At 28.6% G+C, this 25596-nt stretch carries 25 protein-coding genes, 2 riboswitches and 1 other annotated feature; of the genes, 20 read left to right on the forward strand and 5 right to left on the reverse strand.

The features are described 5' to 3' along the window. The first annotated feature begins 275 nt into the window (after window positions 1–275). From FGL08_RS00690 to FGL08_RS00705, 4 genes are all read left to right on the forward strand, one after another. A complete protein-coding gene (locus tag FGL08_RS00690; RefSeq protein WP_138208985.1) occupies window positions 276–1370 on the forward strand; it encodes an ABC transporter ATP-binding protein in 1095 nt (364 codons plus the stop codon). Between the two features lie 318 nt (window positions 1371–1688). After that, on the forward strand, window positions 1689–2456 hold the full coding sequence (locus tag FGL08_RS00695) for an ABC transporter ATP-binding protein (RefSeq protein ID WP_138208986.1): 768 nt from the start codon (window positions 1689–1691) through the stop codon (window positions 2454–2456). Further along, entirely contained in the window at window positions 2443–4362 is a 1920-nt protein-coding gene (locus FGL08_RS00700; RefSeq protein ID WP_171011937.1) for an ABC transporter permease, read from the forward strand. Before FGL08_RS00695 ends, FGL08_RS00700 begins: the two co-directional genes overlap by 14 nt. Window positions 4363–4396: 34 nt before the next feature. Further along, complete coding sequence (locus FGL08_RS00705) at window positions 4397–4903, forward strand: transglycosylase SLT domain-containing protein (RefSeq protein WP_138208988.1); 507 nt, start codon at window positions 4397–4399, stop codon at window positions 4901–4903. A 57-nt stretch (window positions 4904–4960) separates the two neighbouring features. Here FGL08_RS00705 and FGL08_RS00710 read toward each other — a convergent pair whose 3' ends face one another. After that, window positions 4961–5374, reverse strand: a complete 414-nt coding sequence (locus tag FGL08_RS00710; RefSeq protein WP_138208989.1) for a bis(5'-nucleosyl)-tetraphosphatase — start codon at window positions 5372–5374, stop codon at window positions 4961–4963. 241 nt (window positions 5375–5615) lie between these two features. On the opposite strand from FGL08_RS00710, the gene FGL08_RS00715 reads away from it, so the two are divergent. The 5 genes from FGL08_RS00715 (at window position 5616) to FGL08_RS00735 (ending at window position 10594) form a co-directional block, all read left to right on the forward strand. After that, window positions 5616–6317: a response regulator transcription factor gene (locus FGL08_RS00715; RefSeq protein WP_138208990.1), complete on the forward strand. Its 702-nt coding sequence runs from the start codon at window positions 5616–5618 to the stop codon at window positions 6315–6317. Further along, a complete protein-coding gene (locus FGL08_RS00720; protein ID WP_138208991.1) occupies window positions 6317–7297 on the forward strand; it encodes a sensor histidine kinase in 981 nt (326 codons plus the stop codon). The genes FGL08_RS00715 and FGL08_RS00720 overlap by 1 nt, the downstream gene beginning before the upstream one ends. Window positions 7298–7334: 37 nt before the next feature. Further along, the gene (locus tag FGL08_RS00725) at window positions 7335–8090 is read left to right on the forward strand and encodes an ABC transporter ATP-binding protein (RefSeq protein ID WP_138208992.1); all 756 of its coding nucleotides are present in this window, start codon (window positions 7335–7337) and stop codon (window positions 8088–8090) included. Further along, window positions 8080–9948 (forward strand): FtsX-like permease family protein, encoded by a 1869-nt coding sequence (locus FGL08_RS00730; RefSeq protein ID WP_171011938.1) that lies wholly within the window; start codon window positions 8080–8082, stop codon window positions 9946–9948. The genes FGL08_RS00725 and FGL08_RS00730 overlap by 11 nt, the downstream gene beginning before the upstream one ends. Window positions 9949–10150: 202 nt before the next feature. Beyond that, on the forward strand, window positions 10151–10594 hold the full coding sequence (locus FGL08_RS00735) for a Dps family protein (protein WP_138208994.1): 444 nt from the start codon (window positions 10151–10153) through the stop codon (window positions 10592–10594). A gap of 165 nt (window positions 10595–10759) precedes the next feature. Here the strand turns inward: FGL08_RS00735 and FGL08_RS00740 are convergent, their stop codons facing one another. From FGL08_RS00740 to FGL08_RS00755, 4 genes are all read right to left on the reverse strand, one after another. Beyond that, on the reverse strand, window positions 10760–12106 hold the full coding sequence (locus FGL08_RS00740) for an MFS transporter (protein ID WP_138208995.1): 1347 nt from the start codon (window positions 12104–12106) through the stop codon (window positions 10760–10762). 307 nt (window positions 12107–12413) lie between these two features. Then, a complete protein-coding gene (locus FGL08_RS00745; protein WP_138208996.1) occupies window positions 12414–13211 on the reverse strand; it encodes a MetQ/NlpA family ABC transporter substrate-binding protein in 798 nt (265 codons plus the stop codon). A gap of 45 nt (window positions 13212–13256) precedes the next feature. Next, a complete protein-coding gene (locus FGL08_RS00750; protein WP_138208997.1) occupies window positions 13257–13895 on the reverse strand; it encodes a methionine ABC transporter permease in 639 nt (212 codons plus the stop codon). A 1-nt stretch (window position 13896) separates the two neighbouring features. Next, window positions 13897–14856, reverse strand: coding sequence for a methionine ABC transporter ATP-binding protein (locus FGL08_RS00755; RefSeq protein ID WP_138211227.1), 960 nt, complete (start codon window positions 14854–14856; stop codon window positions 13897–13899). A gap of 89 nt (window positions 14857–14945) precedes the next feature. Next, window positions 14946–15050, reverse strand: a riboswitch (SAM riboswitch). 92 nt (window positions 15051–15142) lie between these two features. Next, window positions 15143–15249, reverse strand: a riboswitch (SAM riboswitch). 469 nt (window positions 15250–15718) lie between these two features. On the opposite strand from FGL08_RS00755, the gene fni reads away from it, so the two are divergent. The 11 genes from fni to FGL08_RS00810 all read left to right on the forward strand — a co-directional run bounded on the left by fni (window position 15719) and on the right by FGL08_RS00810 (window position 25551). Beyond that, on the forward strand, window positions 15719–16756 hold the full coding sequence (fni, locus tag FGL08_RS00760) for a type 2 isopentenyl-diphosphate Delta-isomerase (protein WP_138208998.1): 1038 nt from the start codon (window positions 15719–15721) through the stop codon (window positions 16754–16756). 74 nt (window positions 16757–16830) lie between these two features. After that, complete coding sequence (locus FGL08_RS00765) at window positions 16831–17265, forward strand: ABC transporter permease (RefSeq protein ID WP_138208999.1); 435 nt, start codon at window positions 16831–16833, stop codon at window positions 17263–17265. After that, window positions 17246–17536 carry an FtsX-like permease family protein gene (locus FGL08_RS00770; RefSeq protein ID WP_138209000.1) on the forward strand — a complete coding sequence of 97 codons (291 nt, stop codon included), beginning with the start codon at window positions 17246–17248 and terminating at the stop codon, window positions 17534–17536. Before FGL08_RS00765 ends, FGL08_RS00770 begins: the two co-directional genes overlap by 20 nt. Before the next feature lie 106 nt (window positions 17537–17642). Further along, entirely contained in the window at window positions 17643–18431 is a 789-nt protein-coding gene (locus FGL08_RS00775) for a hypothetical protein (RefSeq protein WP_138209001.1), read from the forward strand. Window positions 18432–18574: 143 nt separating this feature from the next. Next, window positions 18575–18909 (forward strand) — a binding site (T-box leader). A 50-nt stretch (window positions 18910–18959) separates the two neighbouring features. Further along, window positions 18960–20402 carry an anthranilate synthase component I gene (gene trpE / locus FGL08_RS00780; RefSeq protein ID WP_138209002.1) on the forward strand — a complete coding sequence of 481 codons (1443 nt, stop codon included), beginning with the start codon at window positions 18960–18962 and terminating at the stop codon, window positions 20400–20402. 60 nt (window positions 20403–20462) lie between these two features. Beyond that, window positions 20463–21485: an anthranilate phosphoribosyltransferase gene (gene trpD, locus FGL08_RS00785; protein ID WP_138209003.1), complete on the forward strand. Its 1023-nt coding sequence runs from the start codon at window positions 20463–20465 to the stop codon at window positions 21483–21485. Then, window positions 21482–22264, forward strand: coding sequence for an indole-3-glycerol phosphate synthase TrpC (trpC, locus tag FGL08_RS00790; protein WP_138209004.1), 783 nt, complete (start codon window positions 21482–21484; stop codon window positions 22262–22264). Before trpD ends, trpC begins: the two co-directional genes overlap by 4 nt. 25 nt (window positions 22265–22289) lie before the next feature. After that, the gene (locus tag FGL08_RS00795) at window positions 22290–22895 is read left to right on the forward strand and encodes a phosphoribosylanthranilate isomerase (RefSeq protein ID WP_138209005.1); all 606 of its coding nucleotides are present in this window, start codon (window positions 22290–22292) and stop codon (window positions 22893–22895) included. A gap of 2 nt (window positions 22896–22897) precedes the next feature. Then, complete coding sequence (gene trpB / locus FGL08_RS00800; RefSeq protein ID WP_138209006.1) at window positions 22898–24076, forward strand: tryptophan synthase subunit beta; 1179 nt, start codon at window positions 22898–22900, stop codon at window positions 24074–24076. A 28-nt stretch (window positions 24077–24104) separates the two neighbouring features. Beyond that, the gene (gene trpA, locus FGL08_RS00805; RefSeq protein WP_138211228.1) at window positions 24105–24911 is read left to right on the forward strand and encodes a tryptophan synthase subunit alpha; all 807 of its coding nucleotides are present in this window, start codon (window positions 24105–24107) and stop codon (window positions 24909–24911) included. Window positions 24912–25038: 127 nt separating this feature from the next. Next, on the forward strand, window positions 25039–25551 hold the full coding sequence (locus FGL08_RS00810) for a UDP-galactopyranose mutase (protein ID WP_138209007.1): 513 nt from the start codon (window positions 25039–25041) through the stop codon (window positions 25549–25551). The last annotated feature ends 45 nt before the right edge of the window (window positions 25552–25596 follow it).

A 25596-nucleotide genomic window follows, 5' to 3' on the forward strand; every position in this document is an offset into this window, starting at 1 on the left:
AATTAAGCCTTTTAACCTTTACCTGTTGATTTAATTTAATATTTAGTCGTTACCCTATATTTGACTGTCTTCTTCACCCTAGAAGACAGTATTTTTTTATAAAAAACTTAAGAATACATTTTTATTTGTCTATGACTCGCCATATAGTCTTCAATTATTACATGATGTATAATGATTAAATAGGATTATATTCATCTTATTAATGGTTAGAATTTATATAGATTACAAAGAGCTTTTATAAAGAATTTACATTTAGATAAGGAGTTGAGAATAAAATGGCAGGTTTGCAGTTAAAAAATATAAATAAAACATATAGTAATGGATTTAAGGCTGTTAAAGATTTTAATATGGAAATTAAAGATAAAGAATTTATAGTTTTAGTGGGGCCATCTGGCTGTGGTAAAACTACTACCTTAAGAATGATAGCTGGACTTGAAGAGATATCTTCTGGAGAGTTATATATAGGCAATAAATTAGTTAATAATGTGGAACCAAAATCTAGGGATATAGCTATGGTATTTCAAAACTATGCACTATATCCTCATATGACTGTGTTTGAAAACATGGCTTTTGGACTTAAAATAAAGAAAAAGGATAAAAAGTACATAAAAGAAAGAGTAGAAGAAACAGCTAAAATCCTAGGTATTGTAAATTTACTTCAAAATAAACCCAAAGAGTTATCTGGTGGTCAAAGGCAAAGAGTAGCACTTGGAAGAGCTATGGTTAGAGAGCCTAAGGTGTTCTTAATGGATGAGCCTTTATCTAATTTAGATGCAAAATTGAGAGTTCAAATGAGAGCTGAATTAAGTAGATTACATCAAGGGCTTCAAACAACTTTTATATATGTAACTCATGATCAGACAGAGGCTATGACTATGGGAACGAGAATAGTAGTTATGAAGGATGGGGAAGTTCAACAAATTGCAGATTCAGAGACTATATATAATAAGCCTCTAAATAAGTTCGTTGCATCTTTTATTGGTTCTCCTCAAATGAACTTTATAGATGTTAATATAGTTAAAGAAAATGAAATGGTTTACGCTAGTTTTAAAGGAGAAAAAATTAAGCTAGAAGAGGAGTTATCAAAGAAACTAATAGAGCAAGGATATATTAGTAAATCTATGATAATGGGGCTTAGACCTGAATCTATAAATGTAACTACACAAGAAGGTAGTGGTGTGGAAGCTATAATCGAAGTTAAGGAAATGCTTGGATTTGAGGCTTATCTATATTTAAATCTTTTAGATGAAAATATAGTTTCTAGAGTTTCTTCAGATATTAACTGTAAAGTTAATGATAAAGTTAAAGTGGTTTTCAATAAAGAAAAGATTCATCTCTTTGATAAGGAAACTGAAAAAGCTATTATGTAGTATGTAATAAAGATAAATATAATATGTTTATAATGGTTTTGAAAGGGACTATCTTACTATAGAAAATTTATTTTCTATAGTAAGATAGTCCCTTTATATTTTTAATCTTTGGTTATTTATAGTCCATGAAAATTATCACATGGATTTGCATTAAAATCAAATGTATTTTTAGTAAGGAAAATTCCAAACATGTAGATAGTTATAGAAAGCTTCAGTATTACAACTTTGTAATACTATTGAAATATTAATCAATAGTTGGATTAATACACATAGAGTACAATATGTGTATAAGATTTGATAAGAGAAAGGAGCAATAATATGGGCAATGAAGTTTTAATAGCGAATAATTTAAAAAAGATATATGGAAGCAGAAATAATACATACGTTGCTTTAAATGGTATAGATTTGAGTATTTATGAAGGTGAATTTGTTGGAATAATGGGACCTTCTGGTGCAGGTAAGAGTACACTTTTAAATGTCCTATCAACTATAGATAGACCTTCTAGTGGAAAAATTATAATAGGTGGTTCTGATATTACTAAACTTAAAGATAAGGAAATAGCTAAGTTTAGAAGAGAAAAGTTAGGATTTATATTTCAAGACTTTAATCTTTTAGATACCTTAACTGTGAAAGAGAATATAGCTCTTCCACTAGCATTAAGTAAGGTGAGTCATAATGACATAGATAAAAAAGTTAATGAAATATCAGATAGATTAGGTATAAGAGATATTTTAAGTAAATATCCTTATGAAATATCTGGTGGTCAAAAACAAAGGACAGCAGCGGCTAGAGCAATTATTACAAAGCCATCTTTAATTTTAGCTGACGAACCAACAGGAGCATTAGATTCTAAATCATCTACAGAACTTTTGGATGCTATAACAGAATTAAATGAAAATGAAAAAGCTACTATTATGATGGTAACCCATGATTCTTTTGCCGTAAGCTATTGCAAGAGGGTACTTTTCATAAAAGATGGCGTTATTTATTCAGAGATAACAAAGAACGGTACAAGAAAAATGTTCTTCCAAGATATTATGGATGTTTTAGCTAGAATAGGTGGTGATGGAAGTGCCTCTATTTAATATAGCAAAAAAGAACGTTAAAAAGAATATGAGTAATTATTTTTTATATATGCTTTCCATGATTTTTGCAGTATTTATATACTTTATATTTAAGTCTATAGAATATAACAAGCAAGTAGCAGATATAATGGGTTCTATGACAAAACTAAGCACTGGGTTTAAAGCTTCTGCCCTTATAATTATGATGTTTTCTACAGTATTTATATGGTATTCTAATAACTTCTTTATAAAAAAGAGGAAAAAAGAAATTGGACTTTACTCATTGCTTGGAATAGAGAAGAAGAGTATAGGTAGATTACTTTTCTATGAAACTCTTTTAATCGGTTTAGTTTCAATAGTTATTGGTATATTTATAGGGGCTATACTATCTAAGATTTTTATAGTCTTATTACTTAAAGTTACAGGTTTTACCGTACCCATAAAATTTGGTATAGAAGTTAGGGCTATAACTAATACATTCATAACATTTATCATTATATTTTTACTAGTATCCATTCAAGGACGAAGAATAATCTATAAGTATGATTTGATAGATTTATTTAAGGCTGAGAGTAAGGGCGAGAAAGAACCTAAGGTTTCTATAATCAAAACTATAATATCTGTAGGATTAATAGTTTTCGGGTATATTAATTATTTCTCTTCAATAAAAAGTGCTAATTTTGAGTTTACAATATTTCTAACTACTGTAACTGTAATACTCGGAACTTATATGTTATTTGATTCTTTTATACTCTATATGATTAAAAGAAGTAAGAAAAATAGAAGAAAATACTTTAGTGGACTTAATATGATATCTACATCACAACTTCTATATAGAATAAAAGGAAATTCAAAGACCTTAGCAACTATAGCTATATTAAGTGCTACTACGTTAACTGCTATGGGGGTATCTGTAAGTTATTATAAAAACTTTAAAGGTGACTTTAGTAAATCTTATCCTTTTTCTTATGCAACTAGATTAGATGACACTAAGTTGTTAAGTAAAATGGAAAATGTAATAGAGAATTCTAGAGAAGGAAACCTTAAGAATAAACTTCAGTTTAATTTTATAGAAGCTAAACTCAATGACGAATATGAAAGTGAAATTTTGGTGATTTCAGAAAGTAAGTATAAGGAAAGAGCAAAGGCATTAAATGAAAAAGAAATAATAACTTTAGGTTTTAATAATGAGGCAATATTATTTACTCGTTTCGGTGAAGATGGAAAAAAGAAATCTAAGATTGTTAAAGGAGTAAGATTTGGAGCAAGAGATGAAAAGTTTAATGTAAAATCAATAAACAAAGGCTCTTTTGCTAATACAATTATTGTTGGAGATGTATTGGTAGTTAAAGATGGAGTATATAATAAATATCTAAGTTCTAACAATACATCAAAAGTAACAGCATTTAATTTAGTCAACAATAAGAATCTTGATAATTTAGATAAAAATTTAAAAACACTTATAAAGATTTTTGATGGTGGAAAATATTCAAAAGAACCTTCTGTTTTAACTTTATCTTCTTATCATGAAAACTATAAACAAAATCTAATTATGGTAGGAACAATATTGTTTATAGGTGTATTTATTGGACTAGTATTCCTAGCTTGTACTGGAAGTATAATTTTCTTTAAACAATTATCTGAAGCAGAAGAGGAAGTGGGAAGATACAAGATTTTAAGAAACATAGGTGTAAATAAGGAGGAAATTAAGTTTTCTGTTAAAAAACAAATAGGGTTTGTGTTCTTAGTACCATTAATAATAGGAAGTATGCATAGTTTATGTGCAATATATTTAATAGCTCATATGTTAGAACAGAATATAGCTAGTATAATGGTAATAAATCTTATACCTTATACGACGATTTATGCTATATACTATGTGTTGACTTATAAGGGTTATTACAAAACCGTAGTAGGAAAAAGTTAATTATATAAATACTAAATATAGAGGAGTGAGTATTATGAAGAAACTAGGAATTATATTGGCTACAATATTAGTTGCTGTAATTGCAGCAGGTGTATTAGTAAGAACATTATTATATCCTATGAAAGATAAAGCTATAATAAATAAATATGCAAAAGAATATAAGGTAGATGCAGCTTTAATCGCATCAGTGATACACTTTGAAACAGGATTTGAATCTATACCATATGAAGAAGGAAAATCAGTGGGGTATATGAAACTAAAGCCAGAGGTAGCTGTAAAGCTAGCAAAGGAAGCTAATATTGCAGATTTTAAACCAGAAAAAACTGCAGAAGAAGATACAAATATAAAACTCGGAACTTATTTTATATCAAAACATTATAAGAATAATGATATTAAAGAACTTATGGCAGATTGGCAAGAAAGAAATGGGAAAGATAAAGATGCAAAAGTAGATATGAGGGACTACGCAAAACAATACTATGCACCAAAGATAGAAAAGAGAATGAAAATATATAAAGTTTTATATCCAACTTTAAAGTAGTATTAAGATATAAAAAGTAGCTCTGAATCAATATAGGTTCAAAGCTACTTTTGTAATTTAGGCATTTATATTTAGAAAATCCCTTACTTTTTTTATCATTTTTTTATCATTTTTAAAGGTGAGGAGATTCATTGCTGTATTAAAGTCTACCCACATATGTTCCCCTATTTCTTCCTCTTGTAATTTTACAGATTTGGTATTACTTTCTCCTAGGAAATATACAACTTCTTTTAGGGTATTTTTTCTTGGATGGTATTTAGTTGATATTCTAAAATTATTGTCTAATTTAACTTTTAATCCAGTTTCTTCATAAATTTCTCTTAGGGCTGTCTCTTCTTCAGTTTCATCTTTTTCCACATGACCTTTAGGGAAGCCCCAATGGGTACTGAGTCTATGCTTTACTATTAAAAATTCTAAGTCGCCATTTATTGAGCTATATACGACGGCGCCACATGATTTTTCGAAATCCATTAGTTACACCTCCCACTGTTATGAATAGCCATTGTTTTAAGTTTTTGCAGAGATGTTTTAATTATTCAACCTTATGTTAAAAATATCTCTGTAAACATAATTAATTTTACAGCTTATTTGTTTTTTATAATTATTTTAAAGGGTATAATATACGTATTATTATTTAATGCTGATTATAGTATAAGATAAATTATTATTTATTGTAAATTAATTTTTGTATCTTAATTTAAGGAGGGGAATTATGTCTTATAAAATATTTGTAGTAGAAGATGATGAGAATATTGGCAGTTTGCTTTGTGAATATATGAATAGGTATGGTTATGAGTCTGTTTTGGTTAAGGATTTTAATAATGTATTAGAGGAATTTAAAGAGGTAAATCCAAGTTTAGTTTTAATGGATATAAATCTGCCAAAATTTGATGGGTATTTTTGGTGTACAAAGATTAGACAAATTTCGCTATGTCCTATTATTTTTGTATCTGCTAGGGATAGTGAGATGAATCAAGTTATGGCTATAGAAAGTGGAGCTGATGACTATATAACAAAGCCTTTCTATTATGAGGTCGTTTTAGCTAAGATAAAAGGGCAATTGAGGAGGATTTATGGTGAGTATTCCTTTTCTAATAGAGAAAGGATAGTAGAACTTGAAGGACTTATTTTATATCCAGAAAGACTTGAACTTAAGTTTAAAGATAAAAGCACCCTTTTAAGCAAAAAAGAAACAGAGCTTTTAGAAGCTTTAATTACTATCTATCCTAAAGTTGCAACTAGAGAATCATTACTGGAAAAATTATGGGATGATCAAAACTTCGTAGATGAGAATACTTTAAACGTAAATATTACAAGGATTAGAAAAAAACTTAGTGATGTTTCTATAGAGGGATCTGTTGAGACTGTTAGAGGAGCAGGATATAAGTTTAATATAACTTGGGGGAATTCTTAATGAAATTGTTTTTAAAAGAGCATCTAGGATTAATATTTGTATATATTCTTAACTTTGTACTTATTATGTCCTTGTATTTTATTTTTGATGGCTTTAGTAATTTGAAAAACTTATATTATTTTATATTTTTAAGTTTATTTATTTTTATAGTATATATGAGTATTCATTATTTTAAAAATAAGAGTATATATAGAATTTTAAATAGGAAAAAAGTTAATTCTTTTGAAGAGATTCTAGACAGTTTTGATAATTCTTATTTAGGAAAGCATATGAATATCTTTGTAGAAGAACTTTATAGTATATATCAGTATAACTTACATTCTAATATAAAGAAGCAAAAAGAACATTTAGATTTTATAAATCGGTGGGTTCATCAAATGAAGACACCTATTGCTGTGATAAATTTAGTATTACAACAATATCAAGGGGAACAACATACAGAGGAGATAAAATCTGAAGTAGATAAACTCCAAAGAGGGCTTGATATAGCACTTTATAATGCAAGACTAGAGAGTTTTGAGCATGATTTTAGTATTAAAGAATTTAATTTAGGTGTAATCATCAAAGATACAGTGAATTCTCTAAAAAGATATTTTATAAATAGCAGAATATTTCCAAGGATAGATATTGAGGAAGGCTTAATAGTAAAATCTGATAGGAAATGGATAAGGTTCATTTTAGAGCAGATCATCATAAATGCAATAAAGTATTCTAAGGATAAAGGAAATTATGTTTTAATAAAGTCCTATAGGGACGATAATAAAGTTATAGTAGAGATAAAAGATGAAGGAATTGGTATAACGAGGAAGGATATAAGAAGAATATTTGAGCCTTTTTATACTGGAGAGAATGGAAGGGTTTTGGGGGAGTCTACAGGTATGGGACTTTATCTTGTCCGTGAAGTTATAAGAAAGTTAGATCATAACATAGAAGTGCACTCTGAGGAGAATGAAGGAACTACCGTTAATATAATATTTTAAATATTAGAGTTAGAAGTTAATAGAATAAGGTGAATTTATGAGTTTAATAGAATTAAGAAATATATATAAAATTTATGGTAGCAGAAAGGGACATATTGCGTTAAAGGATATAAATATAAGTATTGATGAAGGTGAATTTATATCTATCATGGGGCCATCTGGAAGTGGAAAGACTACATTGATTAATATCCTATCTATCAATTTAAAGCCTTCTGCAGGAGAATTGATTATTGGTGGTAGAAATTGTATAGAACTTAATTCCCTAGCATTATCTAACCTAAAGAAAGATAAGTTATCTTTTATATTTCAAGATTTTAAGCTAATTAACACATTAACAGTAAAGGAAAATTTAATATTTCCTAAGATATTAAGAGGAGAAAAGAGTCTTGAAATAAATGAATGTGATATGAGGAGCATAAGAAAACTAGGCATAGAAAATATTCTTCATAAATATATAGATGAAATATCAGGAGGACAGGTACAGAAAGTTGCTATAGCAAGAGCTATTATTAGTAATTCTGATATAGTTTTTGCAGATGAACCTACTAGTAAATTAGATTCTATGTCTATGAAAAGAGTTATAGAAGTGTTTAAAAGTATAAATAGACAGGAGGGAAGAACTATATTTATGGTAACTCATGATCCTTTAGCGGCAAGCTACTCAGATAGAGTACTATTTTTAAGGGATGGAGAAATTTATAATGAAATATATAAGGGAAAAGACCATAAAGAATTTTATGAAAGTATTTTAGATGTTATTTCTTTCCTCGGAGGAAATTTATATGAATTTTAATTATACTATGGTTAAAAAGACTTTAAGGACCTTAAAAACCTATTATATATATTTAATTAGTGAAATATTTTCTATTGCTACATTCTTTATATTTTTCTCTATAGAGAATCATCCTTCTCTTAAAGAAGCTCCTTATGAACAAATTGCTGGAAGAATAGCTACATACAGAATACTTTTATATATTTTTAGTATTATATTTATTATTTCGTCCTTTATTGTGTTTATATATTGGCGGAGAAAAGAATTTAATATTATTAAGGTTTTAGGCTTTAGTAAGAAGGAATTAACTAAAATGATTTTTATAGAAAGCCTGATAATGAGTATTATAAGTATGGTTCTTGGAATAATTTTAGGCATAGCATTATTAAAGTTTTTCCTTATCATTTTAGATGGTATTATAAAAACTAATAATTTGAATTTTTATATATCTATATATAACGTTTATTACACTATAATAATGTATAGTTATGTATTCGTGTTATTACCTGTTATTTGTTATAAATTAATCGATAAATTTAAAAAGAAAATCTTACTTTATAAGAACAGGAAACAAAAAAATTTTTCTATACTTTTAATAATTTCATCTATAGGATTTTTCTTATTTATTCTAGAAGTATATTTACTTATAAATATATTTAATGGAAATATGAGATTTTCAGGAGTAATAATTTTATTACTAGTTTGTTTCTCATTAAGAAATTATATTTTCTTTATGTATGTAATAGAACTTACACTTAAGGTCTTAAGTAGCATTAAAAGTATGTACTATAAAAAAGTAAATATTATTGTAATGTCTAGTTTAAAGTCTAAACTTAGAGAAAATACCTTGCTTTTAATGTTTACTACTATGTTCTTATCTATATCTTTCATAATTATGTCGAACTTTTATATTATGAATTTTATATCTAAAAAGTCAGTAGATGTGGAATTTCCATTTACTATAAATTATACAACTAGCAGAAATGAGGTAAATGAGAAATTTATAGACGATATACTAAATAAAAATAGTATAAAGTACTCTAAGGCTGAAGTTAATATTTTTGAAGTTAAAGACTATAACATAATTTCAGTAGAAGATTATAATAATGTGGCATCTATACTTAACTTTCCTAGAATATCTTTAAAAGAGAACGAGGCAGTTCTTTTACCACAGTTTCCGAGGACTTCTAAAGAAGAAAATGCTATGTTAAACAAAGAAATAACTGTAGATAAAGATAGGAAAGTTACAATAATAAGAATTTCTAATGAAAGAATATTTTTTCAAGGATTATATCATAATAATATTGTAATGAATAAGAGCTTAATAAGTGAACTTAATATTAAAGAAAAAGAAACTTTTATAGGATATGAAATAGAAAAGTGGGAGAATTTATATAGAATTGACAGGAAAATAAGAGATGAATATAAAAGTATAAAAAAAACTTTGGGCGAGAGTGTATTTTTAATGTCTAAAATAGAATATTATAGAGAACATAGAGAGGAATCTAATTTAACTTTATATTTAACAATATTTATAAGCTTAATTTTATATTTTGGAGCTATGAGCTTTATACATTTTAAATTTTATTTAGATCTTGAAGATAATAAAGAGAATTATAAGACCATGTTAAGTCTGGGTATGAGTAGTAGAGAAATTAAGTCCATAGTTACAAGAGAAATGTATGTGATATTTTTTCTTCCTTTTATAGTGGCTTCGCTAAATACATTAATAATATTAATATTGACAGAGAATATTTCTTATATATCTATAATTAAAGAATGTGCAATTATATTAGTAGTTTTTTTCATCATAAGTGCTCTATTTTTCTTAGTTTGGAGAATGAAAAATATAGATCTTATATTCTTTGAAAGTGATTAAAAATAAATATTATAAGATAATAATTATTTATTAATAATTATTATTGACAATGCTAATATTATCCTCTATAATATTAAACATAAGATGAGTAAAATATTTGAATTTAGGCAAACTATTTATGGTTAGTAAAGTAGTAGTTATGAATGGAAGGTTAATGTAGTGCGTTAAAACAAAATCATTTTAATCAAAGGAGAGGATTTGAATGGAAAAGAAAAATTTAGAGAGAGAATTAAATGTTTATTTAGCTAATTTAAATGTGTTATATACTAAGTTACATAATTATCACTGGAATGTATCAGGATTAGGATTTTTCGAACTTCACACTCAATATGAAAATTTCTATAACCAAACATCATTAGATTTAGACCAGGTTGCCGAAGTTTTATTATCACTTGGATATACTCCAATGGCTTCAATGAAGGAATATTTAAGTGTTGCAACAATAAAAGAAAGAGAAGCAAAGAAAATATCAACTAAAGACTCTGTAAAAGAAGTTTCAGAGGATTTTAAAGTTATGTTGAAATCTTCTAAGGAAATTTTAGAATTAGCAGAAGAAGAAAAAGTTCAAGCAGTAATTGATATGGCAGCTGCATTTATAGGTAATTATGAAAAAACATTATGGATGTTAAGAGCTTACCTAGATTAATTAATATGTTTCTAAATATATTTTATATAGGTAAATGAAAATAGGTATCCTAAAGTGGATACCTATTTTCATTTGCATATTTTATTTAGATACTTGTATCTCTATTAAAAGTATTTTGTATAAAGCATTATAACCTATGTTTGGTATTATTAATATACATGTGGGTTATACCTCTACACTAGATTCGCTTGTAGTTTCATTTTCATCAGCATTTTCAAAAGACCTATTATATTTTTTTGTAAATGCTACTAAAATGATGATAGCTGCTGTAGCATATAAGACAGAGGTTATATAATAAGCGTAAGAATAACCACCTTCAAGTTTAAATAAAAATGTCTTCGCAAATATACCTGATAGGATAGAACATACACCTGTAGTTACAAATATTATAGAGTTATAAGCTGGTCTATAATCTTTTTCTACAAATTCCATTGGAAGTGAGTTACTTACAGGATAAGCAGCATTCATAAATCCTGATCTTAAGAAGAAAGACATAGTAACAACTGGAGTCATTAGTGGGCCAAATGCCTTACCATTGCATATAAGTAGCATAAATGGAACAGAGGCTAAAGAAAAATATCCAAGGGTTTTAACTTGTCCTATTTTTTTAACTACCCATGGAGAAACTATCATAAATATAACCATTGCACCATATTGTAATGTTGAAATAGTTGATACTGTGGATCGATCTATACCAAGTTTACCTAAGAAAATAGATATATAAGGCATAATTAAAGATGAACCTAATCTTATAAATATAGTATATACGAGGAATAAAATAACGTATTTATTTGCAAATACTTTTATATCAAATTTAGTTTTTTCTTCAGTTTTTTCAACAGTTCTATAGTCTGAAACTTCTTGTTTTATGAATAAAATAGGTAGGAAACATAATACACCTAGAGCCACACACATAAGTAATAAATCTTTATGAGCAAGTAGGTATGCGCTTTTTTGAACGGCTGTAAATTCCGCTATTTTTGTTGTTAATGCTTTTGCCTCATTAAAACTTTTTCCAATTCTGTTTCCAAATCTCCACACTATAACAAGTCCACCAAGTTTAGTGCTTAAAACCATTCCTAGAACATTTAAGTATAAAGCCCTTGAGAAAAACTTTTGTCTGTTTTTACTTGTAGTATAAGCAGTTAAATAAGGTGGTAATGTAGCTTCGAATAAAGAAATCGCAAGCAAGACACCTAATACTGCAACTGTGACTAAAACTTCGTTATTAGAAATGTTAGTAAGTAGAAATGAACCAATGGCTACAATGGCTGAGAAACCTAAAACTATCTTATATCCTAGCTTTGGTACTAGTAATAAAATAATTGCAGCAATAAATGTTCCAAGGCCAAGATAAATTGAGAAGCCAGCAGCAACTGATGCAGAGATTTCTTGTGCATAAGTAGTCATAGCATCATAAGCTATTCCACTTAATGCTCCCGTAAAGAAGAATGTGATTATAAAGAGCCAACTGTTTCTGGTAAGTCTCCTTATATTTTGTTCATTTGACATAGAATCACCCCATATTCATTTTAGTATTCTAATAACTGTTATATACCTATATAATATTACCCTAATTTAAACATCATAACTAAAAAGTGAACAGTTTAGAGATTTATTGAATAAGAACCATTGTATAGCTATAAGGATAATATTTACCATAAAAATTATACAGTAAAAGCTAACCAGTATCAAGAAAAAATTATCATAATTTGTAATAAATTATATTTATTTATATAGACGTTTAAATTTAGAGAAAAAATATATAACCTACTGCTATGTATAACAGTAGGTTATATAAGAATTTGTATTTTTTATTTTAGAAAGCTGGAATAATACTTCCTTTATATTTGTCCTCTAAGAATTTTTTAACTTCTGGTGAATTTAGTGCTTTTGATAAGGCTTTAATTTTAGGATTTTCTTTATCCTCTTTTCTTACGGCTAGTATATTAGCAAAAGGAGAATCTTTTCCTTCTATAAAAAGAGCATCTTTTGCTGGAGTCAATCCTGCCTCTAGGGCATAATTTGTATTTATAATTGCAATATCAACATCTTCTAAAGAACGAGGAAGCTGAGGTGCTTCTAATTCTTTTATTTCATAGTTACCTTTATTTTCTTCAATATCCTTTACAGTTGGATTATCTACGTTTTTTAATTTAATAAGACCAGACTTTTCTAGAAGTTTTAAAGATCTTCCACCATTAGTTGGATCATTAGGTATAGCAATTGAAGATTTTTCTTTTAGTTCTTTTAAATTTTTTATATTTTTAGAATATATACCAAGGGGTTCAAGATGAACTTTTACTGTGTAATCAATATCATATCCCTTTTCTTTAACTGAGTCGTTTAGAAATGGAATGTGTTGAAAAAAGTTTGCATCTATAGATTTTTCATTTAGTGCTCTATTAGGAATTACGTAGTCTGTAAACTCTACTATTTTTAATTTATAACCTTCCTTCTCTAGCACAGGAGCTGCTGCTTCTAGTATTTCTTTATGTGGAACTGGACTTGCTCCAACCTTAATTTCCTTATTATTTTTTGATACACTAGAACTTCCACAAGCAGCTAGTGTAAATATTAAAGTTATTGACAAAATAAAGCTTAGTATCTTTTTCATTTTAATCTCTCCTTAGGTTTTTAGTTATTATATTTTTGATATGGTTTAAACAGTTTGTCTTTTGGATAAAGTATCACCAATAAACTGAATAAGTTGTACTAAGATAATTAATATTATTATGGTTACAATCATCACATCTGTTTTAAATCTATGGTAGCCATATCGTATGGCTAAATCTCCAAGTCCCTTTGCGCCTATAGCACCTGCCATGGCTGAATATCCAACAAGGTTTATAACAGTCAGGGTAATTCCTCTTATGATAGAAGGTAGAGATTCTTTTAGGAGTACACTAAAAATGATTTGAAAATTATTACACCCAAAAGATTGAGCCGCCTCTATTAATCCTTTAGGAACCTCTTTTAAAGAAGAATAGATTACTCTTGTTGCAAAGGGGAATGCCCCTATGGTTAGAGGAATAATGGCTGCAGAGGTACCTATACTTGTCCCTATTATAAATTTAGTAAGAGGTATAATTGCAATCATTAAAATTATAAAAGGGAAAGAACGAAGTATATTTACTACAAAATCTAAAGTTTTATAGATAAAGGAGTTTTCTTTGATTCCATTTTTTTCTGTTAAAAATAGAGTTATTGCAGCAATGAATCCTAAAATTATTGAAAATAAGCTAGAGAAAAAAACCATATATACAGTTTCCCATAGTGCTAATAGATACTCATTTATCATTCTAAATCACCTCACATAAAATAGATTTTTCATTTAAATAGTTTAAAATCTCTTTTTTATTTTTTTCATTTGTGTTTATAATTAGGTTTCCTAAAATATCATTTCTAAATTGTTCTAATTTACCAAATACTATAGAGAAGTCTATATTCAGATCCCTTGCCATGCTGCTTATAATACTGTTGCTACTTACATTATTACTAAAATATAGTTTTATATTTATACCAGTGGTAGGTAGTATACTTAAGTCCTCATCTAAGAATTCTTTTAATACAGGATTTGGGTAGAGGAATAAATCCTGTACATTGCTATGAGATATTAGATTACCACTATTTAAAAGAGCTACCTTGGTGCAAAGCTCTTTTACAACTTCCATTTCATGAGTTACAAGTACTATAGTTATATTTAGTTTTTCATTTATTTCTTTTAAAAGTCTCAATATAGATTTTGTAGTTTTTGGATCTAAAGCAGAAGTTGCCTCGTCACATAGAAGAATCTTTGGCTCTAGAGCTAGAGCTCTTGCAATGGCAACTCTTTGTTTTTCACCACCACTTAAGGAACTTATATTACTGTATAGTTTATCTTCAAGGTGAACAAGCTTTATTAAACTTTTAACTTTTTCATCTATAGCTTTTTTGTTATAGCCCCATGTTTCTATGGGAAAGGCTATATTTTTATATACATTTCTAGAATTTAAAAGATTAAATCCTTGAAATATCATGCCCATATTACGTCTAAGAGTTCTTAAATTATTTAAGTTTAGGGATTTTACTTCATTCTCGTCTATTTTTATAGAGCCATTTTCATAAGTTTCAAGTCCATTAAGACATCTTAGTAGAGTAGATTTACCAGCACCACTATGGCCTACAATACCTAGTATTTCTCCTTCTTCTACATCAAAAGATATATTTTTAAGAACTACTTTATTATTAAAGTTTTTGTTCAAATCTTTAATTTCTATTATTTTGTTTTTAATATTCATATTGTCACTCCTTCATATTAGTTTTAAAAAAATTAAAAAGCCTGAGAACAATCTCAGGCTTTACCTAAATTGTCCCATCTATCAGCTTAACGCTGCAGGAATTAGCACCGTATACAAATAATTGTATTGGTTGCTGGGCTTCATAGGGCCAGTCCCTCCACCTCTCTTGATAAGAAATACATATTAATTTTTGTAATAAATAATAATTATTTCTGTAAAATAAAAAATAGCCTTAAGGATTTCCTTAGGCTATGATAACCGAATTTAATCCTCATCTACCAGCATAATGCTGCAGGAATTAGCACCTGGTATAGAATATACTATACTGGTTGCCGGGTTTCATAGGGCCTGTCCCTCCACCACTCTTGATAAGTAATATTGAATTGTAAAAAAGTTTAACATATTAAAATGTAATTGTCAATACAAGAATATAAAAAAGTTATAAACTTTTAAACTAAGTATAAAATAGAACTTTTAAATAAACCTGTAGTAATTATTTATTAAGCTATGTAATAGCTATTTTAAATTAATTGACTGTAAAATTATGACATGATAATATGTTAACATGATAGAGGGCTTAATATATAAATTATAGTTCTCACATGAATTTTGATTATAAAAAAACCTATATTATTATTTTAAATATTTAATATAAAAATTATGCGAAATTTAGTATGTTTTACTATGCCATAAAATCTATTGAATTATAAATATAAGTTAAGTAATAATATATAAATAAGATTATATATTGTTGTTAATTTGGTGTTTAATATAATTAATGTCCATAAGTTTATGATGAAAATAAAAGTATATATAGATATTAATTTTATTTGGAGGAGAGTAAATGGAATTAAATGAACAAGAGATAAGGGCTGCAAGAAAGAACGAGCATATATCAAACTTTTTAAAAATGGAGAAGCATTCTAAAGATTACTTTAAGGATATAAATCTTTTTCATAATGCTCTTCCGGATATTAATTTTGAAGAGATAGATACCTCTTATGAGTTTTTAAACAAAAAAATATCATTACCTTTTATGATTAATGCAATTACCGGAGGAACAGAAGATACTAAAGTTATAAATAAGAATCTTGCAACACTGGCTAGAAAGTTTAATATACCCATGGCAGTGGGGTCTCAAACTGTAGCTTTGAAGGATAAGAGGAGCAGGGATTCTTTTACTATAGTTAGAGATATTATAGGTGATGGTGTAGTTATTTCTAATTTAAGTGCTACATCGCCATATGAAAATGTACTTAAAGTTATAGAAATGGTAGATGCAGATGCTGTTCAACTTCATTTAAATGTAGCACAGGAAATTTGCATGCCAGAGGGAGATAGGGAATTCAAAGGAATTCTTAAGAATATTGAAAATATAATAAAAAATATAAGTAAACCTGTAATTGTCAAAGAAGTTGGATTTGGAATAAGCTATGAAGCTGCAAAGAAATTATCAGAAATAGGTGTTAAGTACATAGATGTAGGAGGCAAAGGGGGAACTAATTTCATAGAGATAGAGAATATGAGAAATCTTGTTTTTGACTATTCAGAGTTTTTCTCTTGGGGAATACCAACTCCACAATCTTTAGTACTATGTAAGAAAGCAGATTATAATTTTAAATTAATTGCAAGTGGTGGAATAAGTAAGGCAGAGCATATTGTCAAATCATTAATTTTAGGGGCAGAAATTGCAGGTGTTAGTGGGAAGATATTAAGAACATTAAAATTGAAAGGCATCTATGAAGCTGAAAAAGAAATAGAGGGATTGGCTCATAAGATTAGGGTTCTGATGCTCTTGTTGGGTTGTAAAAATATAGAACAATTAAAAAATCTTAATTATATTTATGAATATGAAAAAGAACTGAATCATTATATAAAATAGGTTTATTAAATAGATTTATATAAAAAGAATGAAATAGGGTTCATATTTCAAAATTTTAATTTAATACCTCTATAATGGTTACCCACGATAAAGCTTTAACTAAGTATGCTACTAAAGTTACCAGTTTAAAGGATGGTTTAATTGAAGAAGAATATAGAGTGTCGGAATCAGAAGATAATGAAAATGATATGGAAAATAATCATAAATATAGTGATAAACCTAGATTAGGTATCATGGCTACATTTAAAATAGCATTTAATAATTTTAAGAATAGGAAGTTTCGTAATATTTTAATATCCTTAGGAACCTCTGTTGGTATTATGGGAATTATATTAGGACTTGCTTTTGGTACTGGTGTTCAAGATAGAGTGAAGGGGTTATTTGATAGTGTTTTAAGTCCAGAATCTTTTGTTGTAACTATGAAAAATAAAAGTGATGGAAAGGGTATAAATTATACAAGTTATAGAGAGAACAAGAGAGATTGGAGTTATGAGAGCTATAGGATATAAAAAGTCTTATATAAGAAAGATATTTTTATATGAATCAGTTATTATAATTTTACTTGCTAATTTATTTGCAATTATAATTTCTTTTTTAATATCTGGTGGATTAAATGTAGCTTTAAAAGGTAGCACAGGTTTTGAAGAGGTTATAAAAATAAATTTAAAAACTTTATCACTAGCTGCAATAGTAACTTTATTTACTGGATTTATATCTGCCCTATATCCTGCATATAGAGTTACTAAATTAGACTCTGTAAAATCATTACATTATGAGTAGGTCTTTATTATCTATTTATACCTTACCTTTTGTATGTTATTATTTAATAAATCATAGAAGTTAATCAATGTTTATCGAATTGTTAACATATAAAGGAGGAAGTTATATGTTTACAGAGTTAAATGGAAAGTTAATAGAAATAAAGAAAAAATTAAGGGAAAAAAGTAAGCTTGATAAGAAGCTTTATGAGATAAATAAAGAGATTCTTAATGAAAAAGAAGTTTTTGAAAACTTAAATATAGAGAATCTTTTAAACCAGAAAGATGATATAGAAAAAGAGTTACTATGTTACTCAAATGTAGAAGACGAGTTTAAAGAAATACTTAAGAAAAAAGAAGAATTAATTAAACAAAGTAATAGTATTGACGAGGAAAATTTAAAGTTAATGGACCTTAGAGAACGATTAGCTGATATAGAATATGATATTAGAGAATACGGAGAGGCAATAGATGCAGGAAATGATGTTCTAGAATGTATAGATAAACTTATGCAGATTCTAAGTAGTTCAAAGAAAATAGGATTTTTTAAAAATCTCATAAGAAGTGATAGCTTAAAAGAAGAGGACATGGAAAGAGCTCGTGAGTTAACGTGCATAACGAGGCATTCTATGAATAAGTTTAAAAGAGAGCTTTTGGATGTAAAATTATTAACAAGCAAAAGAGGAGTTATTACAAGTTCAGAGTCCTTTTCGAAGATGATAGATTTGTTTATAAATGATTTTTGTGTAAGAGCAGATTTAAACAAAGATATTGATAGGGCTATATTCAATGGAAGAAGTTTATCTGAAAATATACAAGTTTATGTAAGTGAACTTTTAGAGAGTGAAAAAAAGGTAAAGGAAGAATTACTTAGATTAAAGGAGAATTATTCAGTTATAATAGAGAATATGGATTAATATATAAAAATATTAAAGAAAATATACCATAAAATATATTTACAATTTTAAGAATATTATTTATAATATAGTTAATAAATTTAAATTCATTAGGTAAATGTAATTTCCTTTGAAGTTGTATAGATTATAAATAATAATAAGAGTGAAAATCTGTGAGCAGAAGGAGTAGCTATAGAAGTTTAGTTCCAGCGAACTTGGGGTGGTGTGAGCCAAGTACTGTAATTTATGGTGAATGGGTCTGTGAGATGGAGTACGAACCTTTTGTAGTAGTACTTACCGGATAGTCTACCGTTAAAATGACAGGGTATCGAGCATATTTAAGCTCTGTACTTTATTGAGAGATATTATGTTTAGATGGCATAGCGAATATATGACATTTCGTTCTAAAGAATGAAATGTCTTTTATTTTTTGATAAGCTATTATACATTTAAGTGAGATATAAATTTGGGTGGCACCACGAGTCACTTCGTCCCATATAGAGGATGAAGTGGCTCTTTTTTTATCTAAATTTAAGAGGAGGGTTTTTTATGAGTAAAGTTAGCTCTGAAGAATTTAATAACTTGAAAAATAAAGGGTATAGTTTTCCAATATGTCTAGAATTTAAAGCTAAGAAATTAGATCCTATAGATTTGTTTTATAACTTAGAGGGAAAATATAAATTTATTTTAGAGAATAGGGAATTTCGTCTTAAGAATACTAGATACTCTTATATGGGTGTGGAACCATATAAAGCTATAGTGCTAGAAAACCATAAAGTTAATATAATCGAGGATTTATCCGATGAAAGAAAACAAAGTGAAGTTAAAGAAGATATATTTAATGTTTTAAAAGAGCATTTAAATATTAAGTATCTGGATTTAGGAGAAGAAATTCCTTTTACAGGAGGAGCAATAGGATATATGTCTTATGACTTCATTAAGGAAATAGAGCATATAGAAGATAAAAATAAAAAAGATATAGGAATACCAGAAAGTATTTTGTTATTTTATAAAACCATTGTGATTTATGACCATAAGGAAAATAGTTTAAGGCTAATATATAACGTAACTCCAGAGGATGACTTAAGTCTTATAGAAATAGAGAATAGATTAAATCAGTTATATGGGGAACTAAACAAAAAAAGGGAAAGTATACCTTTAGAAGCCGTTTCAAAAGATAAGAACTTTAAAAGTAATTATGAAAAAGAAGAGTATTATGAACTTGTAAAAAGAGCAAAAGATTATATAAAAAGCGGTGATATACTTCAAGTGGTTCTTTCACAAAGATTTTCCATAGAAACAAAGTCAGAACCATTTCAAATTTATAGAAAGCTTAGATATATTAATCCATCACCATATATGTTCTATATAGATTTTGAAGAATTTAATTTAATAGGTGCTTCTCCGGAGAATCTTGTAAGTCAGTTGAATGGTACAGTTATAACTAATCCTATAGCTGGAACTAGAAGAAGAGGGGAAATGGAACTAGAGGATAAAGAGTTGGAGGAATCATTATTAAATGATGAAAAAGAAATATCTGAGCACACCATGTTAGTGGATACTGGAAAGATGGATATTGGTAGGGTTAGTGAAGAAGGCTCTGTGAAGGTTGATAAACTTATGCAAGTGGAGAGATATTCACACGTTATGCATCTGGTATCACAAGTTTCAGGTCGTGTTAAAGAAGGTATAGACTGTATAGATACTCTGAAAGCATGCTTTCCAGCTGGAACAGTATCGGGAGCGCCAAAAATTAGGGCTATGGAAATTATAGCTGAACTTGAAAATGTAAGAAGAGAATTTTATGCAGGTACAGTAGGATATATGTCCTTTAATGGAAATATGGATATGGCAATTTCCATAAGAACCATACTTTATAAAGATGGATATGCATATATCAGTGCTGGAGGAGGCATAGTCCAAGGATCTACGCCGGAATTTGAGTATGTGGAAACTGTTAACAAGGCAAAGGCAACTATGGAGGTAATTTAGCTGTAAGAATTGACTTAACTTATATGGATAATTAAATATAAAATTAGCGGGGGGAATTGTATGTTTAAAAGTATACTTGAGAAAGTTTTAAATAGAGAAGACTTAACTAGAACTGAGTCTATAAAGATTATGAGTTCCGTTATGAATGGAGAACTTACTCCTTCTCAAATTAGTGCTTTTCTAACCTCTCTTAGAATGAAAGGAGAGTGTATAGAAGAGATTACAGGTTTTACAGAGGCTATAAAGGGATGTTCAAAACCTTTTTCAGTAAATAATAGTTACGCTATAGACACTTGTGGTACTGGGGGAGATGGTGGAAGAACTTTTAATATATCAACTGCTGTAGCTATAATAACTTCTGCTTCAGGAGCGATGGTGGTGAAACATGGAAATAGAGCTGTATCTAGTAAAAGTGGTAGTGCAGATGTATTAAAGTATTTAGGATTCAATATAGAGATGGATGAAGAGAAATCTTTAGAATGTCTAGATAAGAATGGAATGACCTTTTTATTTGCACCTAAGTATCATATTTCTATGAAGAATGTAGCTCTTATTAGAAAAGAGTTAGGGGTAAGGACAGTGTTTAATCTTTTAGGACCTCTTATAAATCCAGCAGATATAAAGGGACAAGTTCTGGGAGTTTATGATGGTAAACTCACAGATACTATAGGAGAGGTGCTTTTAAGGTTAGGTCGTGAAAGAGCTCTAGTTGTTCATGGGATAGATGGGTTAGATGAGATAACTACAACTACAGAAACTAAAATTACAGAAGTGAAACAGGGAAGTGTTAGAACCTACCTTATAAAGCCAGAAGATTTTGGAATAAAGAGGGTAGGTTTAAAAGATATAGAAGGCGGAGATTCAGAAGAAAATGGCAGCATAATAATTGATATTTTAAAGGGTAAAAAGGGACCTAAGAGAGATATAGTTGTTATGAATTCAGGAGCTGCTTTGTATGTAAGTAAGATTACAGAAAATCTAAAAGAGGGAATAAGATATGCAGAAGAGCTAATAGATTCAGGAAAGGCATATAGAAAGTTTCAAGATCTAGTAACTTATCATAAAGGAGCAGTTGTAATATGATTTTAGATAAAATAATAAATGATAAAAAACAAGAAGTGGCACATAAGAAGTCCATATTATCAGAATTTAATCTTAGAAAGTTTATAGAGAAAGAAGAGAGAAATATATTTCTTGAAACTAAGAGAAGTTTTAAAAAGGCATTAGAGGAAAAGGACTTTGCAATCATTGGTGAAATAAAAAGAGCATCTCCATCTAAAGGTATTATAAAAGAAGATTTTAACGTTGTGGAAATTGCAAAACTATATGAAGTCCTCCCAATAGATGCTATTTCTGTATTAACAGAAGGTAAGTATTTTAAGGGAAGTGATGATTATGTAAAATTTGCCAAAATGTTTACCACAAAATCTATTTTAAGAAAGGATTTTATAGTAGATATCTATCAATTGTACGAAAGCAGATATATAGGTGCAGATGCTGTGCTTCTTATTACATCGGTTCTAGGTGATGAGTTTCCTAAGTTTTACAAGTTGACTAGGGAACTAGGATTAGATGCTTTAGTAGAGGTTCACAATGAACATGAATTGGACATTGCCCTAAAATGTGACGCTGAAATTATAGGTATTAACAATAGAGATTTGAATACTTTTAAGGTGAATCTAAAGACTACAGAAAGATTAATGAAGAATGTAGATAGCAAAAGATTAATAATTTCAGAAAGTGGAGTTAAAGACAGAGAAGATATAGAGTATTTAAAGTCTCTTAAAGTTAAAGGTGCATTAATTGGAGAGAGTCTAATGAGGAATATTAATAATAAAAATAATATTTTAAAGATTATTTAGATAAGGGTAAAGTGGGGGATGTGTAGTGACTAAAATTAAAATATGTGGTCTTACAAGAGGAGAGGATATAGAGTATGTAAATAGGGTAAAGCCTGATTTTGTAGGTTTTGTATTCGCAGAGAGCAAGAGGAGGGTTAGTTCAAATCAATGTGAAAACTTGATTTTAGATTTAGACAAAAATATTAAAAAAGTTGGTGTTTTCGTAGATGAAAGTCTAGATAAAGTTAGAGAGATTGCAAGTAATTTAAAGTTCGATGTACTACAATTTCATGGAAGTGAAACCTTGGAGTATCTAAGGAACTTTTCAGATTTTGAAATTTGGAAAGCTATACGAGTTAAAGGTATCAACAGCATTAAAGAGATAGATAAATATAAGGATTATGGTGTTTTATTGGATGCCTTTTCTCATAAAGAACTTGGTGGTACTGGGGAAAAGTTTTCTTGGGAAATTTCAAAGGCATTACCTAAACGGATAAAGATTGTTTTGGCTGGAGGACTAAATAGTTACAACGTGGAAGAGGGTATTAATTTATTTAATCCTTATGCCGTAGATGTATCTAGCGGTGTTGAAAGTAATGGACTAAAAGATTATAACAAAATAAAAAAAATTATAGAAAAGGTGAGGGGTTAATTATGAACGGTAAATTTGGAGAATTTGGTGGACAATATGTAGCAGAAACTTTAATGAGTGCATTAATAGAGCTAGAGACAGAGTTTTATAAGGCTATGAAAGATGAAGAGTTTATAAATGAGTACAAGTATTATTTAAAAGACTATGTAGGCCGTGAAAACCCATTATATTATGCAGAGAATCTAACTAAATATTTAGGTGGGGCTAAGATTTATTTAAAAAGAGAGGATTTAAATCATACAGGTGCACATAAAATAAATAACGCTATAGGACAAGTTCTTTTGACTAAGAGAATGGGTAAAAAGAAGATAATTGCAGAAACAGGAGCAGGACAACACGGGGTTGCTACAGCCACAGTAGCAGCTATGTTTGGTATGGAATGTGAAGTTTTTATGGGAGAGGAGGATATTAAAAGGCAGAGTCTCAATGTTTTTAAAATGGAACTTTTGGGAGCGACGGTGCACAGTGTAACATCAGGCTCTAGAACTTTGAAAGATGCAGTCAATGAGGCTATAATGCACTGGGTTTCTAATGTTTCTGATACTTTTTATGTCATAGGCTCTGTAGTAGGACCACATCCATACCCAGTTATGGTTCGTGATTTCCAAAAGGTAATAGGGGAAGAAGTAAGGGTCCAAGTTAAAGAAAAAGAGGGAAGACTTCCAGATTACATAGTTGCATGTGTAGGAGGAGGAAGTAATGCTATGGGGATTTTCTATCCATTTATAGAAGATAAAGAGGTTGAACTAATAGGGGTAGAAGCCGGTGGACTTGGAGTAGAAACAGGAAAACATGCAGCTAGTATGAAAGGAGGAACTTTGGGTGTTATCCACGGTATGATGACCTATGTTCTTCAAGATGAGGACGGAAAGATACAAGAGCCATATTCAATATCAGCAGGATTAGATTATCCTGGGATTGGACCAGAACATGCATATCTTAATGATATTGGAAGAGCTAGATATGAGGTTATAAATGATAATGAGGCAATGGAAGCATTAAAACTTTTAAGTAGACTTGAAGGAATTATACCTGCTATTGAAAGCTCACATGCTTTAGCATATGTAGCTAAACTTGCAAAACAAAAAAGTAAGGAAGAGATAATTGTAGTTAATTTATCGGGAAGAGGAGATAAGGATATGCTTAGTATAAATAACTATTTTGAGGAAAATAGATTATAAAATTAGGGGGGAGAAGGTGAGGGAAGTAATTAATAATATAGATTTAAAGTTTAAATCATTAAAAGATAAGAATGAAAAAGCACTAGTCACTTTTATAACTGCTGGAGATCCTAATTTAGATATAACTTATGAGTTGATTTTGAAAATGGAGAAGAGTGGTGCAGATATTATAGAACTTGGAATACCATATTCAGATCCACTTGCTGATGGTGAGGTTATTCAGTTAGCATCAGAAAGAGCTTTAATGAAAGGGACAAATATACAGAAGATATTTAATATGTTATTTAAAGTTAGAAAAGTGACTAATATACCTATAGTATTTTTAATGTACTACAATTCCCTTTTTAAGTATGGCATAGAAAAGTTTCTTGTAGAATGTAAAAAGGTTAAGGTAGATGGCATAGTAATTCCAGACATACCTATAGAGGAAAGGGATAATATAATATATAAGGCACTTAAAGAAGATATATATCTTATTCCACTAGTTGCTAGAACTTCTAAGGAGAGAGTAGAAAAGATAACAAAACAAGGACGTGGATTTGTATATTGCGTATCTGTAAATGGAGTTACAGGAGCTCGTGAGAATATGAATACAGATATAGAATCCTATATGAATTTAGTAAAATCGTACACAAGCATTCCTACTCTTATAGGTTTTGGAATATCCAATGCATCTACTGTAAGAAAGTTAAAACCTTATTGTGATGGAGTAATCATAGGTAGTGCTATAGTTAAAAAGGTTGCTATGATAGGGAAAAGTGAGAAAAATATAAATCTTATAATGGAAGATATATCAGAGTTTATTAAGGATATAAAAAAAGAACTTAAAGAATAGATATATAATCATTCTAAAGAATATTTAATCCTATAAATAAGCATAAAATATATAAGTTTAAAATTAATAATATTTCATAGAGTCTCCCTATATAATATAAAAGTATCAATTATTTAGGGGGACACAATTGTATTTTGATTATATAATTATAGGTTCAGGACTTTATGGATTAACTCTTGCAGAGCGAATAACCACGGAAACAGATAAGTCTGTTATGATTTTAGAACAGAGAAATTACATAGGTGAGGAGTTTCAGATTAGTGGCTTATATAATAATAAAGATCCTAAAAATAGACAATTAATTAATGATAATCATATATTTCTAACAAATATGGAACATGTATGGAGATATTTAGAGAACTTTTCAGATTGGAAGAAAATAAACATCAAAGGTAGTTTTTATAAATATGTGGCAGTACCGGAACTTGGTTATGCACATATGTTTAAAAACATGTTAGGAACTAAGACGAAAGTTATGTTAAATGTGGATAACTTTCAGATTTTAAAAGAAATAAGCTATAAGAAAATAATTTATTCACAAAAACAAGATTGTTATTTTCATCATAAACTAGGTGGTATACATTATAGTATCGATAAATCAGTAGATACAGCTTTAAAATATTTTTATAGGGAATTATAATCAGAATTCCTTTTAAAAGTGATATAAATATATTTTGTCTTTAAG

The organism is Hathewaya histolytica, assembly GCF_901482605.1.
Lineage (GTDB): Bacteria > Bacillota > Clostridia > Clostridiales > Clostridiaceae > Hathewaya > Hathewaya histolytica.

Bases quoted from the DNA above. Each gene is read 5' to 3' on its own strand.
- FGL08_RS00690 (WP_138208985.1), top strand. From the start codon at position 276: ATGGCAGGTTTGCAGTTAAAAAATATAAATAAAACATATAGTAATGGA.
- FGL08_RS00695 (WP_138208986.1), top strand. From the start codon at position 1,689: ATGGGCAATGAAGTTTTAATAGCGAATAATTTAAAAAAGATATATGGA.
- FGL08_RS00705 (WP_138208988.1), top strand. From the start codon at position 4,397: ATGAAGAAACTAGGAATTATATTGGCTACAATATTAGTTGCTGTAATT.
- FGL08_RS00710 (WP_138208989.1), bottom strand. From the start codon at position 5,374: ATGGATTTCGAAAAATCATGTGGCGCCGTCGTATATAGCTCAATAAAT.
- FGL08_RS00715 (WP_138208990.1), top strand. From the start codon at position 5,616: ATGTCTTATAAAATATTTGTAGTAGAAGATGATGAGAATATTGGCAGT.
- FGL08_RS00720 (WP_138208991.1), top strand. From the start codon at position 6,317: ATGAAATTGTTTTTAAAAGAGCATCTAGGATTAATATTTGTATATATT.
- FGL08_RS00725 (WP_138208992.1), top strand. From the start codon at position 7,335: ATGAGTTTAATAGAATTAAGAAATATATATAAAATTTATGGTAGCAGA.
- FGL08_RS00730 (WP_171011938.1), top strand. From the start codon at position 8,080: ATGAATTTTAATTATACTATGGTTAAAAAGACTTTAAGGACCTTAAAA.
- FGL08_RS00735 (WP_138208994.1), top strand. From the start codon at position 10,151: ATGGAAAAGAAAAATTTAGAGAGAGAATTAAATGTTTATTTAGCTAAT.
- FGL08_RS00740 (WP_138208995.1), bottom strand. From the start codon at position 12,106: ATGTCAAATGAACAAAATATAAGGAGACTTACCAGAAACAGTTGGCTC.
- FGL08_RS00745 (WP_138208996.1), bottom strand. From the start codon at position 13,211: ATGAAAAAGATACTAAGCTTTATTTTGTCAATAACTTTAATATTTACA.
- FGL08_RS00750 (WP_138208997.1), bottom strand. From the start codon at position 13,895: ATGATAAATGAGTATCTATTAGCACTATGGGAAACTGTATATATGGTT.
- fni (WP_138208998.1), top strand. From the start codon at position 15,719: ATGGAATTAAATGAACAAGAGATAAGGGCTGCAAGAAAGAACGAGCAT.
- FGL08_RS00765 (WP_138208999.1), top strand. From the start codon at position 16,831: ATGGTTACCCACGATAAAGCTTTAACTAAGTATGCTACTAAAGTTACC.
- FGL08_RS00770 (WP_138209000.1), top strand. From the start codon at position 17,246: ATGAGAGCTATAGGATATAAAAAGTCTTATATAAGAAAGATATTTTTA.
- FGL08_RS00775 (WP_138209001.1), top strand. From the start codon at position 17,643: ATGTTTACAGAGTTAAATGGAAAGTTAATAGAAATAAAGAAAAAATTA.
- trpE (WP_138209002.1), top strand. From the start codon at position 18,960: ATGAGTAAAGTTAGCTCTGAAGAATTTAATAACTTGAAAAATAAAGGG.
- trpD (WP_138209003.1), top strand. From the start codon at position 20,463: ATGTTTAAAAGTATACTTGAGAAAGTTTTAAATAGAGAAGACTTAACT.
- trpC (WP_138209004.1), top strand. From the start codon at position 21,482: ATGATTTTAGATAAAATAATAAATGATAAAAAACAAGAAGTGGCACAT.
- trpB (WP_138209006.1), top strand. From the start codon at position 22,898: ATGAACGGTAAATTTGGAGAATTTGGTGGACAATATGTAGCAGAAACT.